This is a genomic window from uncultured Fibrella sp., assembly GCF_964250085.1.
Taxonomy (GTDB): Bacteria; Bacteroidota; Bacteroidia; order Cytophagales; family Spirosomataceae; genus Fibrella.
The window spans coordinates 684,750-699,874 of record NZ_CAXUEC010000001.1 but is presented as its reverse complement, the minus strand read 5'-3'; the positions used below and the strand labels follow the sequence as shown (position 1 = coordinate 699,874).

Sequence of the window (15,125 nt, the reverse complement as noted above, 5' to 3'; positions counted from 1 at the left end):
GCTTTCGCTGTAGGCGCCGAACCTGTCGAAGGGCCTACAGCGCGAAGCAAATCCCAAATCCGAAACCCCAAATCCGAAGTCTTACTTATCCCACCACATACGAGTCGTGAGCAGGTCGGGGCCCTGAACGGCAATGGCGGCGTTGTACTGCGCGGCGTTTTTGCTGCTTTCGGTCGAGGGGTACCGCAGGCGGCGCGGAATAATACCGGCCGTTTCGTTGCCTACATAATTGGTTGGCGTCAGGACCGGATAACCCGTACGGCGCCAGTTGGCGTAGGCTTCATACGAGTTCAGGAAATTGGCCGCCCAATACTGCGTGCCGATCTGTTCCATCTGCTGCGCCGTTGTGCCAGCCGCCAGATACGGGTGGGCCGTCAGGTACGTTGTGATGGCGGCAGCACTTACCGTTCCACCATACAGCGACATCATGCTCATGGCCGCCGTTACGCCTTTGTTGTAGTGAAGAGCAGCCTGCCCGTCGCCCCATCCCCGGAGGGCGGCTTCGGCCAGCAGGTATTCCACTTCGGCATAGCTCTGAAATACCGTTGGCGCGGTATTGCTCGCAATTTTGTTCAGGTTGGCTTCTGAGTAGGCGGGCAGCGAATCAGTAGCGCCCCAGCCCGGAATCAGCGACTTGATCGTTTGCGCATCGAACCCGTTTGGCAACCCTTTTTGCTTGGTCGGGTCTGTAGCCGTAGCCTCCTGTGCCGGGTTGGCATTGCCCTGCCAGAGCGTGGCGATATACGGCAAACGAGGGTCGTTGTTAGTTTTCAGGAAGTTAACCAGCGTGTTGCTGAGTTTGCTGTTGGCCTTGCCTTTCAGGTTGGCGGCATCGTACTCCTGCGTTCTGAGCGTGTTGCCATCCAGGTTCCGCGTGTTGTCGTTGCCCTCGGCGTGGTTGATCTTCGCCAAATCATCGTTGCTCTGCATCACACCGCCGGCAATGGCTTTTTTCACGTAATTCTGCGCTGTAGCGGCATCTACTTTGGTCAGGCGCATACCCAGCCGCAGCATCATCGAATAGGCAAACTTCTTCCACTTGGTCAGGTCACCCGCGTAGATCAGGTCTGCCGCGCCATAGCCCGTTTTCGTGTTATCGAGCGCCACCGCCGCCTGCTCAAGTTCAGTGAGCATGTTGGCATAAATGTCGGCCTGCTTATCGTATTTCGGACTGAATACGCTCGACAGATACCCTTGCCCCGCCTGCGAATAGGGAATATCACCGTATAGATCGGTGATGCGGTGATAAACGAACACCCGCCAGATACGCGCGATATTGTAGAGGTTCACCTGATCGGCGTTGCCCTTGGTGAGGGCCACGATCTGCTCCACGTTCTTCACATGTTCGCCGTAGGCCGTTTCGAAGTATGCATCGGAATACGGTGCGTTGTACAGGTATTTATCGCCCGACCAGTAGGTAGTCAGCGACGCAAAGTGCTGCACCATCGCACCGGCGTAGATCAGGTTGCCCCGGTGGTTTTCGTAGCCCGTACCCGCCGTTTTAACCTGCGAATACGACAGCAAGTTGGGAATAACCGGTGTGGTGAGGGCATTGGGGTTGGTGTTGAGCTGTTCGAAGCCATTATCGCAGGACGATAAGAGCAGGCCAGCCGTCAGCAGGGATGCCAGCGCCGGTAATCGGTATATTTTAAGAGATCGTAACATGGGTAAATGCGTTAAAAGCGGTGAGTTAGAAACGAACGTTCAGGTTTAGACCGTAGCTGCGGGCGGGTGGAACACCAAACATTTCGAGCCCCTGCGCATTGCCGTTGTTGTAGTTCGATTCTGGATCAACGTTAGGTACGTTCTTGTACAGGATCAGCAGGTTACGCGCCACCAGCGAGATGCTTGCTCCCTGAATCGGCGTCTTCGACAGGAATGATTTCGGCAATGAATAGCCGAAAGTCAACTGACGCAGTTTCACGAAGCTGCCATCATACACGAAGTTCTCGGTGATGTTCCGGTACGCACCGCTGCCGTAGTAGTCCTGCGCCGAAAGAGTCTTGGTGAACGCATCGCCATTTTGGGTAACGCCCGTCACCGTAATGCCTCCTTCCCGACCGTTCAACGTTTCCTGTGTCAGGCCATTGGCCGTGGCGTAATAGTTGGTGGCGCTGTAGATTTTAGAGCCGAACTTGCCATCGAGCAGGAAGCTGAACGAGAAATTGCTCACACTGAATGTGTTGGTCAGGCCCATCGTCAGCGGCGGTACACCACGACCCAGCGGCATCAGGGCACTTTGCAGTGGCAGGCCCGTTGCCGAGTTGTACACGATCTGGCCACTGGCATTCCGCAGCGCCTGGTACCCCGTAATCATCCCATATGGCTGGCCAGTGTAGTGGTAGATGTAGGCGCTCTGGGTACGTGACTGATCAACCTGGAAGGTGGTCAGATCGTCGGTGATCTTCACCACCTTGTTGTCATTGTAGGCGATGTTATACGCTACGTTCCAGTTGAATCCGCTCGCTTTCTTGATTGGCGTACCGGTCAGCAACAGCTCAATGCCTTTGTTAACCACCTTGCCTACGTTCAGCAGCACGTTGCCGTAGCTGGTTGCCGACGAGGTCGAAGCCGTAACGGCATCGTTGGTGGTGGTGCGGTTGTAGAACGTCAAGTCTACACCCAGCTTGTTGTTGAACAGTTTACTCTCAAGGCCCAGCTCCGTCGTGGTCGACGTATTGGGTTGCAGCAGCGCGTTCGGGATGGTGCCGCCATTGACCGACATCAGCGGAATATCGCCGATGTAGTTGTTTGTCTGGAGGTTATACGTCAGGTTGAGCGCGTATGGGTTTGGGTAGCCACCCCCTACCTGCGCCACCGATGCCCGGATTTTGCCGTAGTTGAACCAGTTTGGCCGATCCTTCATCACGTCAGATACGATGAAGCTTACCCCTGCCGATGGATAGAACAGGCTGTTGTTCTGTTTCGATAAGGTCGAGAACCAGTCCTGGCGACCCGTCAGGGTCAGGAACAGAATATTCTTGTAGCCAATATCGGCCGAGCCAAATACCGAGTTGATTCCCAGCGCACTGTAGTCGTAGCCAGGCGTTTTCGTCACCGTATTGTCGAGGTAGTAGTTGAACGGCACCACGAAATACTGCCCGTTGTAGCGCAGGTTCTCGGTAGAGCGGCGCATCTGGTTACCACCTATCAGGGCGTTCACCGAAATACTGCCAAACTCCTTGTTGAAGCCCAACAGCAACTCGGCGTTTGTTTCGCCGATCTGTGTATTGGTGCGGCCCATACTACCACGGGTTGCGTAGGCAATACCGGTTGGCTCAACGCTGACAAATTTGGTCTGGTTGTAGTCTGTGCCAACCCGGCCGCGCAGATACAGGTAATCGGTGATGTTGTAACGGAGGGAAAACTGACCGATAAACCGGTTTCTGACGTCGCTGTTTGGCACATTGTTGACCGCGAAATAGGGGTTGGTCGAATACACGTTGCTGTTCCAGAGGGTTTCGTAGCCCCGGCTGTCGTAGCCCGGATTCAGCGTGCGGATATCGACCGAGTTGGCGATCAGTTGGACCCCATAGTTCGGGTTTTTCGGCGTATCCGACAGGAACGTCCGGTTGGTGCCCGTTTCGATATTGTATTGCGCAACGCCTTCAAATATAACCTTCTTCGACAGGTTGGCGTTGGCACTGAGGTTGAACGATTTACGGTTGAACCCAGCATTTGGCACCACGCTGTTCGAGTTCATATCCGAGGCCGAGAAGCGGAAGCTGGCGGCATCTGTACCACCCGACACTGCTACCGTGTTCGAGAAGGTGTTTCCCGAGTTGTAGAAGTTTTTGATGTTGTCTTTCTGCGCAACATACGGGCGGGACACGCCATCGAACTGAATGACGTTTGACCCATCCAGTTTAGCACCCCATGATGAGGCCCCCGTCTGAATCGCTTCGTCCTGCGTCAGTGGTTTAGCACCGCGAGTTCCCTGACCGTAGACATACTGCCAGTCGTTGAGCGAGAATGGACGGTCGACGGTATAGGTCCCGTTGTATTCCACGCCGATACCACGCTGGCTCTTGCCCGTTTTGGTGGTGATCAGGATAACGCCGTTCGAGGCCCGTGAGCCGTACAGGGCTGCTGCCGTTCCGCCTTTCAGCACCGACATCGTTTCAATATCGTCCGGGTTGATACTGTTCAGCCCGTCGCCTGAGTCGTTACCACCCCACATACCGGCCGAGTTCACGTTTGTGTTGTCAATGGGCACGCCGTTGATCACGTATAGGGGCTGGTTGTTGCCGCTCAGCGAGCCGTTACCACGAATGATCACGCGGCTCGATCCACCGGGGCCGGTTGCCGTACTGGTGGCGTTCAAACCGGCTACCCGGCCAGAGAGGGCATTCCCCAGGTTGATTTCCCGAGCCTGCGTAAGGTCGCTGCCTTTAACTTCAGACACCGCGTAGCCAAGTGCTTTCTTATCCTTGGAAATACCGAGGGCCGTCACAACAACCTCGTCGAGCGTTTTGTCACTAACCGCCAGCGTAATGTTGAGCATTGTCTGATCGCCAACCGTTACTTCCTGCGCGATGAAGCCCAGCGACTGAATCACGAGTACACTTCCTTTGGGTGCCGTGATTGAAAAACGCCCTTCGGCGTCGGTAACCGTGCCTTTGTTCGATCCTTTAATCAGGATATTCGCGCCGGGAATTACATCTGTCGCGTTCTCGGAGACCTTCCCCTGAACGGTTACCTGTTGAGCCATTGCTACGTAGCAACCCAGGAAAAAGAAGGCAATCAACAAGGTAAATCTGTTTCTACATTGCTTCATCGTTTTTTTGATTATGGTTAAATAGTAACACTCTTACGTAAACGGCACTGACACTTTTCCACTCTACACGGAATAATGTTTACTGGCAGCACTGATACAATACTTATCTTTGGCCAATACGCGAAAAATATACTTAAGTATTTACAGAATTATAGCTAAGTCTCAAACGTACCTGAATCAAACCCGTACCCTTGTTCCAGGTACGTTGACTAGCAGACAATCTCCTGATTTCTAGCTAGTCAATATAAGTCCCCTGTAGATTACGCGCTGTATGTTGCTCACGCGTATCAATTTATAATGGCTTATTCCCTCACTCCGCAGAATATTTTGCTTCATTTGTTATAGGGCAAATATATTATTAGTTTTTAAAATATTTTAATAACTTATCCATGTGAGTAAAAATCGACTAATTTTATTAGCGTAATTATATAAAATATTACATTTATTACATTATTGAGCAAAAATTATCTGTTGATATACCGAAGACAGCAAATCATGTACTAACTACTTAAAGCGAATTAAGTAGTTTAACCCCTGTTTCTTTTTGTACATGCTTTACAGTTTTTCTCTACACGGAAGTTAATTTAGAGCTACCAGAAGCGGGAAGCTCCACAAAAAAGCACAAATCAGTTTACAGGTTCTTCTAACCGATTTTTAAATTTTCACAGCTAATCGCGTTATTTTATTTACAGAATTTCAGTTTTTATATTAACTTATCAAAATAATAACCTGGAAACCCATCATATTTATTTATAGGTTTTACTAAAGTATTAAGGAGTCTGACCTATCTTTTTGAACGTTACTTTTTCCTGGCAAGGCAGAATGTTGGGTAACTTCTATCCCGTCGTATCGCAGGGCACAACTCATGAAGCCAACCGAGCTTTCTCACAAAAAATTTTAGATACAACCCAATTTTTATGAGAAAGCCCTGCGAAGCCAACCGAGCTACGCAACGACTTTTCCAGTATTCAGAATGCTCATAAGCCTTACCCGCCACCGCACGATGCTATTCTTCTGACTAGTATATCTACAGCCGATCAATATTTAATAGAGAGTTTAAATCCACAGGTTCATTATCTTGTACGAAGTTTACTTTTCTGATAATCAAACCCCTACCATGCTCTTTACGCCGCTTCTTCTCTTTCTGATTGCGCTCATCGCGTTTCTCTCCATCGTCATTGTGCAGCAGGGCACGGTGGCCGTTGTAACTATTTTCGGGAAGTACAGCCGTGTACTCACGCCGGGATTAAACTTCAAGATTCCGTTTATCGAGCTCATTTATCGCAAGATCTCGATTCAGAACCGGTCGGTCGAACTGGCGTTTCAGGCCATCACCGCCGATCAGGCCAACGTCAATTTCAAGGCGATGCTGGTCTATTCGGTGCTGAATCAGGACGAAGAGACGATCAAGAATGTGGCGTTCAAGTTCATCGACGAAGCCTCGTTCATGCAAGCGCTCATCCGCACCATCGAAGGCTCGATCCGGAGTTTTGTGGCCACCAAACGGCAGTCGGAGATTCTGGCTCTCCGCTCCGAAATCATCGAACACGTTAAATCGCAGATTGATACGCTGCTCGAAAGCTGGGGCTACCACCTCACCGACCTGCAACTGAACGACATTGCGTTTGATGAGGTCATTATGCGGTCGATGGCGCAGGTTGTGGCGTCGTCGAACCTCAAAGCCGCCGCCGAAAACGAAGGGCAAGCGTTACTGATCACCAAAACCAAAGCTGCCGAAGCCGAAGGTAACGCCATCAAGATTTCGGCCGAAGCGGAGAAAACAGCGGCTCAACTTCGTGGTCAGGGGGTGGCCCTCTTCCGGGAAGAAGTAGCCAAGGGCATGGCCGAATCGGCGAAGGTGATGAACGAAGCCGACCTCGACGCCTCGCTGATTCTGTTCTCGATCTGGACTGAAGCCGTGAAGCATTTCGCCGAAAACAGCAAAGGCAACGTCATCTTCCTCGATGGCTCAACCGACGGCATGGAAAAAACGATGAAGCAGCTCCTCGCCATCGAGAAATTAAATAGCCCGCCTACCGGTAAGCTACCCCCTATTTCTTCAGCGACTCGATAACGATTTCTTCAAAGCCGGGCAGGGTTTTGTAGGCATACAAAGCCCGCCACTTTGTGTTTTTGTACTCGTACGAAACGTCCAGAAACGGCTTCTCCCGACGACTCACCGATGATCCAATCGTGGAGTCGTTGGGTTTGATGTTGATCTGCACCGGAATATCACGATAGTATTTAAAATACTCGGGATGTGTAAGGTACCCGAGGGGCGTGACATCGTAGGGAATGAAACCTTCAACACCAAACAGCGATTGAGCCCGTCCCTGCCAGGGGCGCAGTTGGGCGTATAACCACTGATCACCGTCAAAAGAGGACTTTTCCAGAAAATCAATGTCTGTTTTGCCAAGAAGTAGGTAGGCGCTACATTCAAATCCCGACAGAACGACCTTGATTCCCGCGTCGAACAGCACACGGAAAGCCAGCGTATCGCGCTCGAAATTGTAATCACCAACGGTCGCTTTCTCCAGTCCCGGACGAAATGGAAAGCCTGAAGTACGACCGGCACAGACAACTACTTCCTCAATTTGAGCTGCTAATTCGGGGTGATTCTTCACCACGGTAGCCACGTTTGTGACTGGCCCCAGGGCCAGAATAGGCATCTTCTCCCGACGCAGTGCGGCTGCCATAGCCCGCGACGCGTCTGTTTCAACCCCTGTGTTGCTTCCACTATCCGAGCCTTTGTAAACCGGAATAGTTTTGCCTGTCTTGTTGTACCAGCCCAGAATTTTCTGCGTCACATCGTAGCCGTAATCCACATAGGTAACGGTGCTGATACCCGCCAGTTCGATCTTATCGGCCTGCCGAAGCGCCATAATCAGCGTTACGCCATCATCGACCTCACGCGGAGCCCGTTCGGGCAGACCAATCATAATGTCGGTATCGAACCACACCCGACGAGGCTTCGACTGCGCAAAAAGCAGGGTGGGGAGGAAGAGGAAAAGGAGGATTTTTTTCATTTTAATGAAACACAGAGGCGGACCGCCTCTGTGTTTAGCTATCTACAAAATATACCGTAATCCAAACTGAAACTGCCGGAGGGGAGCCGCCGACCGCGTGGTAATGCCCGACCCACTCGGCCCCGTCTGGAACTGATTGGATGAGCCACGCACCACGTTGAAGCCCGAAATATTCTCGGTATTCAGCACATTATAGATATCAGCCGAGACTTCGAGCCGGGGACGACCCAGGAACATCACGGTGTATTTCACCGATAAATCAACGGTTTTGGCCCAGGGTAGCCGGTCATTGTTACGGGTTTCGCCGGGCTGAATATCCGAAGGCAGACTGTAGCTTTCGCTGTCGCCGTTCAGGTCAGTAACGCCGCCAAACTTCGAAGCGTCGGCTACACGGGTAATGGGCAAACCGCTTTGCAACAGCACCGTGGGCGTAATGACCAGGTTGCGGAGTGGGTAGTAGTAGAAAATGCCCGAGAATACGTGCCGCCGGTCGTTGTCGTCATATACGTATTCGGCATCGTAATTATTGGAATCCTGCGCCCGCGTGTTGATTCCCGTTGTATTGCTACGAATCACCGACAGGTTGTAGCCCAGGCGGTACGCGTACTTATCTGACCCTTTGAGTTTCTGGAACACAAAATTGGCGGCCCAGTAGCGGGCAATACCGTCGGTGCGCGTCTCGAAGATATTCCGCGAAATACCCCGTAATGTGTCGTTGCTGTTCACCACCGCATACGCACCGCGGCTGTCTGACCGGATTGGAATAGGACGGGTCAGGTCAGCCTGCGCTACCGTTCTTACTTTGGCATCGGCGGCGTTTGTGAGCGGATAAGGCGCCGGGGCGTTTAGGTTATAGATGTAGAACAGATCATTGGTTGCAACGTGCACCAGGTCGATCGAGAACAGCGTGTTGGCCGTGGGCTTATGCTGAAGTCCCAACGAAAACTGATGCGAGTATGGATTCTGGAACCCATCAGGATTCATGATTCGGAAGTTATTGCTGAATTGCTTGTCGCGCCGGGCCTGAAGCTGGTCAGAGGTTGGGCCGTTCAGGTACGTTACGGGCGTGGTAGAGCGGGCGTTCAGGTTGCCGGGAAACGTGATCTTGTCCAGATCAGCCGAGCCGGGCAAAATATTAAGCCGCTTAAGTTCATTCAATTCCTTCTTGAAATCGGCCCCGTTGTTGCTGAATTGCAGATTATCGCTGTAAACGGAGTACTTGATCTTGTCGTAAAACATGCCATAACCACCCCGAATCACCGTTTTCTCAGTCAACTGATAATTGAAGGCCAAGCGGGGTGCAATGTTGTTGTAATCGCCCTTGTCGCCTCCGCCTTTCGACAGGTTGTCATAATCGTAGCGTAGCCCAACCGTCAGGTTCAGGTTTGGTCGAACTGCCCAAAGATCTTCGGCATACAGGCTATACACGTTCTGCCGCGTACCGAACGTAGTGGGGCGCAGTTCAACGTCGTAGGTACGTACCGTTACGTCGCGGGGAATGTCGTTCACGTTCAGGGCCGAGCCAATGTTGCGGGCTTTCAGGGCGTCGAGTTGCGCCTGCGTCAGTTGCACATCGTAGGTGCCGTAGGGGTTTGCTCCACCCAGCAAGGCATAGTCGGACGTGATGAATTCGGCCCCGGCTTTCAACGTATGATCACCCCGGCGGAGGGTAAATTTCTGCTGAATCTGATCGGTGTTTTCAATGTCATCGAAGATCGCCCCGCTCTGACCGATGGTGGCAATGGGCACACCGTTTGGCCCACGTACCGTCGCCGACGGGTTGGTTGGGTTCACCGGTTCGCGGTAGTTCCAGCGGAAGCGTGAATGCTGGTAGTTTGTTTCGCCCGTGATTTCATTGCCAATGACATAGGCATTTTTCAGCGAAATCAGGTACGTCCGATTCTTCTGCGACGCTGCGGCCGAGGGGAACAGAATACCTCCTTCGAGGCCGCCGCCCTGCCGCTCAATATCAAAACTACCAATGTTGGCCCGTAGCGTGGTTTTGAACCGGTTGCTCCACACCTGATCGAGCTTGCCCGACACGTAGGAGAAGCGGTTGCGGCCCGTCACCACCTCATCTACCCCCAGTGATGGTACCACGAGGCGGTTGTCTTTCCGGTCGAAGGTCTGTTCTACGTTGATATAGAAAAACGTTTTATCCTGCTTGAGTGCCCCACCCAGCCCGAAGCCAAGCTGCTGCCGCTGAAACCCGTCTTTCACCGCGTTGCCCGACAAATCGGAGGTCGCAAAGCGCGAGGGGCTGTCGATGATTGAACCAGGGCGAGTCAGATAAAACGCCTCGCCCGTCAACTGATTGGAGCCGGAGCGGGTAGTCACGTTGATAACCCCGTTGCTGGTGTTGCCAAACTCCACCGAGTAGTTGTTGGTGTAGACCGTGATACCCTCCGCAAATCCCACCGGCGTATTGAACTTCATGTTGCCCAAAAACCGCTCGTTGTTATCCATACCATCAATCAGGTAGTTGGTGTAAATACCGTTCAGGCCGTTGATAGCCACGTTGGGCGCTTCGGCGTATCCCTGCGTGGCCAACGTCAGGTTGGGCAGGCGGTACAGCGCACGAGTAATATCACGGCCTTCGAGCGGCAAATTTTGCAATTCGCGTTTCGAGACCAGAGCCGACACTTCGGCGTTCTGCGTATTGAGTCGGGCCAGCCGCCGGTCGTTGATCACCACTTCTTCGAGCGTACTCTCGCGGCGCAGGGGTAGCTGGAGCGTTACGGTAGTAAGGCCATTGGGTTTGATGGCCACGTCGGCCGTTTCATCATCGGTGTAGGTTACGCTGGGGCGGGTAAAAACCCGGTATCGGCTTAGGGGCGACACAGCACTAAATTGCGCTTTCCCTTCACCATTTGTACGGGCCGAGTCAAGCGTTTTAGTCGTGCTGTTTTGCAGGTAAACTACGGTATTTGTAACTGGCCGACGTAGCAGCAGATCGGTCACACTTACCTCAAGTTGTGCTCCACCCGGAGTCGTTTGGGCATGAGCCGCACCGATCAGGCAATGGCTGGCAATAAATACTAATTGGGTAAACCACTTTCTCATAATCAGATAGTTGTTAAATATAAAAAGAAGGCAATACCGACCCGTCAGAGCAGCCAGGCTTTGTGCATGTGTATGCCAGAAAATGAAGAGGATTACGCAGCGAGTACTGATATGCCAGCGATAGGGGGTCCGCGCAGAAAACGGGTTCCCGGGTAAACGTCAGTGGGTTGGGCCAACTGCTGATTTGTTGACCGCATTGGTTCACCAACGTCCAACAGTAGTAGTTGGGCAATGAATAAAGTGACGGCTAACGTACCTGACTGATACTGGTACAAATCAACCAGCTTGTTTACATCGCCCAGCCGGGGCATTACCACAACCGGCAGGTTCACAAGCAGCTGGCGCACGGCCCGTGCCAGTTGGCAGGTTTGCCAGGGTAAAGTGCCGGGCACCAGCACCTCGAATGAAGCCCGTGTTATACCAAGCAGGTAGAGGCCCCCGCGTTGGTCGGGGCCAATTACTACAGAAGCTTGTTGTAACTGGTCGGCAGCGTGTAGCAGGTGAATTGATGTAAGCGCGGGGCAGTCGTTCCCGATCACTAGTAGCCGCTCAAAGCCAAGTGCAAACGCGGCCCGACAGGCGCGATCGAACTGTTCACCGAATGTACCAGCGCATTTGATCAACGTGGCCGAATGAATGACCGGCATTGCCGTAGCTTCGGCCGTTTGCCGGGTACGTTCATTCAACCGCTCCAGTATCCGACGAGTAAGTAACGGCTGGGTGGCGACACGTTTGCGAACCACGTCGATGGAAACGGGCTGAGCAAAAATGAGTATGGCGGTCGCGTTGATCAAGGATTACTCCTGCATTGGGTTGGCTAACAACAAACATACGCAAAGCGCGCTGTTTACGATTGTCTGGCCGCTTTGAACTCAGTATTGCCTTATGATCCTTACTTGCGGGCAAAAGCTACCTTTCCCGAGTCCAGAAACTGGCCGAACTTCTCAACGTTCAGGTCGTAGTTGATGGGCCTCACCAGCAGTTTACCGTCGCTATCGACGAGGCAATAGTGGGGTTGGGCGTTGTTGCCGTAGCGCGTAATCTGCAAATCGCCGTTCTGCGCACCGATCGTTTTCTTCTGCTTCTGATCATAGCTCGACGTATACCATTCGCCTTCAGGCAACTCGGTTTTATCATCGACGTACAACGCCACCACTACGTAGTCGTTCTGTAAACGGGCTAGAATAGCTGGATCAACCCAGACACGCTGCTCCATTTCGCGACAGTTCACACAACCGTGACCGGTAAAGTCGATAAACACCGGTTTGTTTACTGTCTTGCTATAGGCCAGCGCCTCCTTATAATCAAAAAAGCCGGGAAGACCGTGCGGCATCTTGAAGAGGTTTCCGTGTCTGACCATGCGTTGATTTGCTGGCGTGCCCTGCCCGATGCCCCCGGCCCTGTGCAGATTAAAATCCTGCGTTGTTTCGGGCGGCAAGTAACCAGCCAGTGCTTTTAGCGGTGCGCCCCACAAACCCGGCACCATATAAACCACAAACGTAAACGTGATGATGGCCAATAGCATGCGGAACACGCTGACCTTTGCATTCGGAATCGGAAAGCGCATCGTTCCCGTCGCTGGGTTATCGATCACCATCATCTCGTCGCTGTCGTGAGGTAGCCGGATTTTGCCCAGCAGATAAAATCCGATCAGGCTGAAGATAACAATCCAGAACGACAGATATACCTCGCGGTCGAGCAGGTTCCAGTGATAGACCTGATCGGCAATACTCAGGAATTTCAAGGCCAGTGCCAGTTCCAGGAAACCAAGCACCACCTTCACTGAGTTCAGCCAGCCGCCTGATTTTGGGAGTTTCTGGAGCCACTGCGGAAACAGGGCGAACAGCGTAAAGGGAATGGCAAACGCGGATGAGAACGCCGCCATGCCAATAATTGGCTTGATCACTGCGCCCCCCGCCGAAGCCACCAGCAGGCTACCAACAATAGGTCCGGTGCAGGAAAACGAAACCAGCACCAGCGTGAAGGCCATAAAGAAGATGCCGGCCAGTCCACCCCGCTCCGAAGCGGCGTCGGCTTTGTTAACGATCGAACTAGGCAGCGTAATCTCAAACAGACCCAGAAATGACAGGCCGAAGGTGAAGAACACAGCAAAGAACAGCAGGTTAGGAATCCAGTGCGTGCTGAGGAAATTGGCAAACGCCGGGCCGTTGATGCGCGACACCAGCGTACCAATCAGAACGTATATTGCAATAATCGACGCGCCATAGAGCAACGCTTTCCACCAGCCACCTTTCTGGTGCGTAAAAAAGCTGACCGTCATCGGAATGATCGGGAACACGCAGGGCGTTAGCAGGGCCGCCAAGCCCGAAAGAAATGCAGCCAGCGCGAAACCCCATAATGACGTTGACCCTTGTTCGCCGGATGTCGCCAGCGGGTCTACTTCATCAACAATCGGTGCGGCCAACGTACCTGACGCCACCACCGTATCGACTGCCACTTCAGCCACAGTAGAGGTTGACTCAGGTACGTTCGTTGCGGCAACAATCGTTGTGCTGGTGGGTGCGCTCGCCGTGGCAGTGGTCTGGCTTTCCGGTGCGGCAGCGGCGACCGTTAACTTAGCCGAAATATCGAAGTCCTCATTAAAGGGAACACAGTTCTCTTTACAGATTGAACCCTCGATTGTGCCGGCCAGAATGGGCTTAGCGGCCAGCAGCTTGATTTTCTGGGTAAACAGTGCCGGGTTGGGCATAATGTACTCGTCGCCTTCCCAAATATCGCTGTATTTGGTCTCATAGCCTACCGACACCAGCCCGCCAACCAGGTCAAACGTTTTGTTCTTCGTCAGTGTCAGCGCTGTTGGCAATGGCCCTCCGTCTATTTTCGGGTTGGTCTTGGCCGCGTAGGCATGCCATCCTTCTTTGGCATTGATCGTAATCCGAAGCTCTACTATATCCCCCACTTTAGCTTTTGTGGGCGAAACGCTGTAGGAGAAAGTAGCGGGTTTTTGAATACCACTCTGGCCGAACTGGCCGAAGCTGGTTGTAACGGCGGTAAACAGGCAAAGCAACAGGCCCAGCGGGGCAATAAACCGATTCATACAATGTAGGTGCAACTTATAGGTTACGGGAGTAACGCGTTTTGCCCGAAAAATAGTCCCTTTTCCGCAGCAGTCCCGAAAGTGGGTAGCAAAAGCGGTTCAGGATAATAACTGCAGGCCTGTACAGCCTTAAAAAGGAAGCCTTTTAGCTCATTTATCCTGCCAAAAAATAAGCCAGCTTATCCCACATAGCTAGTAAATGACTACTTTTATGTAAAATCCTAACTACTTTTACTAAGTTTTAAGTCCTCAGCAGTCAAAATGTAACAGTCCGTGAAAGCGCTCTACGAAAAGGTAAATATCGACCAGGAACACTCGCTGCTTGTAAAACATATCCGTCTTACGGCTTTTGGCGCACTTTGGCATTACCATCCAGAGTATGAACTTACCTATATTCTGGAAAGCAATGGAAAGCGATTTGTAGGTGATCACGTTACGAATTTCGACGTTGGTGACTTGGTTTTGATTGGACCGAACCTCCCACATTTCTGGCGGAACGACGATGATCGTTACGACGAGCTACCGGCCGAAGCGATTGTTGTCCAGTTCCCGGCAACCCTGGACGAAAACCTGCTGAGCGTCTTGCCCGAGTCTGGTGCCATTCGTCAACTGCTCCAACGGTCGCGTTATGGGCTGTGCTTTAGCCCCAACACGGTGGCTCGATTAGCATCCCGGCTCATCCAACTGCCGCACCTCGACGGTATGGCGCAGGTACTCGAACTACTGAGTATCCTGAATGAGCTATCGACCGATCGGGAGGCTATTCTGCTGGCGTCAGACAGTTACCAGCTCACAGCCAGTGAGGCGGAGACCGAGCGTATGAAACGTGTGCTGGAGTTTGTGTTAAAGCATTTTCGTAAAGAAATCAGGATTGAGCAGATCGCTTCGGTAGCTGGTATGGCCCCGGCGGCTTTTTGTCGGTATTTCCGGAAACGGACCGGCAAGTCTTTTGTCGAGTACCTGAACGAACTGCGGATCAGCCATGCGCGCAAGCTGCTCACGCAGGCAGACATGAGCGTCAGCCAGGTTGGGTTTGAGTGCGGCTTCAATAATATTTCGCACTTCCACCGGCAGTTCAAGCAGCAAACGGGCACCACCCCCATGCGGTATCAGGCCATCTACCGCGATAAGCAATCGCCCCTGTTGCCCAGTATGTCGGGTTTACTGTCGTAGTTACCAATCCTTTATCATATAGCTTGAC

8 protein-coding genes are annotated in these 15,125 nt (G+C 52.4%); 2 read left to right on the top strand and 6 right to left on the bottom strand.

Annotation, left to right across the window (positions count from 1 at the left end; all coding sequences use genetic code 11):
• Positions 1 to 81 precede the first annotated feature (81 nt).
• Positions 82 to 1,665, bottom strand: coding sequence for a SusD/RagB family nutrient-binding outer membrane lipoprotein (locus tag ACFE8Q_RS02810; RefSeq protein WP_375443832.1), 1,584 nt, complete (start codon positions 1,663 to 1,665; stop codon positions 82 to 84).
• Positions 1,666 to 1,690: 25 nt separating this feature from the next.
• Entirely contained in the window at positions 1,691 to 4,750 is a 3,060-nt protein-coding gene (locus ACFE8Q_RS02805) for a SusC/RagA family TonB-linked outer membrane protein (RefSeq protein WP_375443831.1), read from the bottom strand.
• Between the two features lie 1,144 nt (positions 4,751 to 5,894).
• Between ACFE8Q_RS02805 and ACFE8Q_RS02800 the strand changes: the two genes are divergently transcribed.
• On the top strand, positions 5,895 to 6,851 hold the full coding sequence (locus ACFE8Q_RS02800) for an SPFH domain-containing protein (protein ID WP_375443830.1): 957 nt from the start codon (positions 5,895 to 5,897) through the stop codon (positions 6,849 to 6,851).
• Here the strand turns inward: ACFE8Q_RS02800 and ACFE8Q_RS02795 are convergent.
• The 4 genes from ACFE8Q_RS02795 to ACFE8Q_RS02780 all read right to left on the bottom strand — a co-directional run bounded on the left by ACFE8Q_RS02795 (position 6,829) and on the right by ACFE8Q_RS02780 (position 13,924).
• The gene (locus ACFE8Q_RS02795; RefSeq protein ID WP_375443829.1) at positions 6,829 to 7,803 is read right to left on the bottom strand and encodes a nucleoside hydrolase; all 975 of its coding nucleotides are present in this window, start codon (positions 7,801 to 7,803) and stop codon (positions 6,829 to 6,831) included. The genes ACFE8Q_RS02800 and ACFE8Q_RS02795 overlap by 23 nt on opposite strands.
• A 42-nt stretch (positions 7,804 to 7,845) precedes the next feature.
• Positions 7,846 to 10,866 carry a TonB-dependent receptor plug domain-containing protein gene (locus ACFE8Q_RS02790; RefSeq protein WP_375443828.1) on the bottom strand — a complete coding sequence of 1,007 codons (3,021 nt, stop codon included), beginning with the start codon at positions 10,864 to 10,866 and terminating at the stop codon, positions 7,846 to 7,848.
• Positions 10,867 to 10,958: 92 nt separating this feature from the next.
• Entirely contained in the window at positions 10,959 to 11,660 is a 702-nt protein-coding gene (locus ACFE8Q_RS02785; RefSeq protein ID WP_375443827.1) for a DUF2064 domain-containing protein, read from the bottom strand.
• Positions 11,661 to 11,758: 98 nt separating this feature from the next.
• Positions 11,759 to 13,924 (bottom strand): cytochrome c biogenesis protein CcdA, encoded by a 2,166-nt coding sequence (locus tag ACFE8Q_RS02780; RefSeq protein ID WP_375443826.1) that lies wholly within the window; start codon positions 13,922 to 13,924, stop codon positions 11,759 to 11,761.
• Between the two features lie 273 nt (positions 13,925 to 14,197).
• On the opposite strand from ACFE8Q_RS02780, the gene ACFE8Q_RS02775 reads away from it, so the two are divergent.
• Positions 14,198 to 15,097: a helix-turn-helix domain-containing protein gene (locus ACFE8Q_RS02775; RefSeq protein WP_375443825.1), complete on the top strand. Its 900-nt coding sequence runs from the start codon at positions 14,198 to 14,200 to the stop codon at positions 15,095 to 15,097.
• The last annotated feature ends 28 nt before the right edge of the window (positions 15,098 to 15,125 follow it).

Excerpts from the sequence above, each read along its gene's own strand:
- ACFE8Q_RS02810 (WP_375443832.1), bottom strand. The coding sequence starts at position 1,665 with ATGTTACGATCTCTTAAAATATACCGATTACCGGCGCTGGCATCCCTG.
- ACFE8Q_RS02800 (WP_375443830.1), top strand. The coding sequence starts at position 5,895 with ATGCTCTTTACGCCGCTTCTTCTCTTTCTGATTGCGCTCATCGCGTTT.
- ACFE8Q_RS02795 (WP_375443829.1), bottom strand. The coding sequence starts at position 7,803 with ATGAAAAAAATCCTCCTTTTCCTCTTCCTCCCCACCCTGCTTTTTGCG.
- ACFE8Q_RS02790 (WP_375443828.1), bottom strand. The coding sequence starts at position 10,866 with ATGAGAAAGTGGTTTACCCAATTAGTATTTATTGCCAGCCATTGCCTG.
- ACFE8Q_RS02780 (WP_375443826.1), bottom strand. The coding sequence starts at position 13,924 with ATGAATCGGTTTATTGCCCCGCTGGGCCTGTTGCTTTGCCTGTTTACC.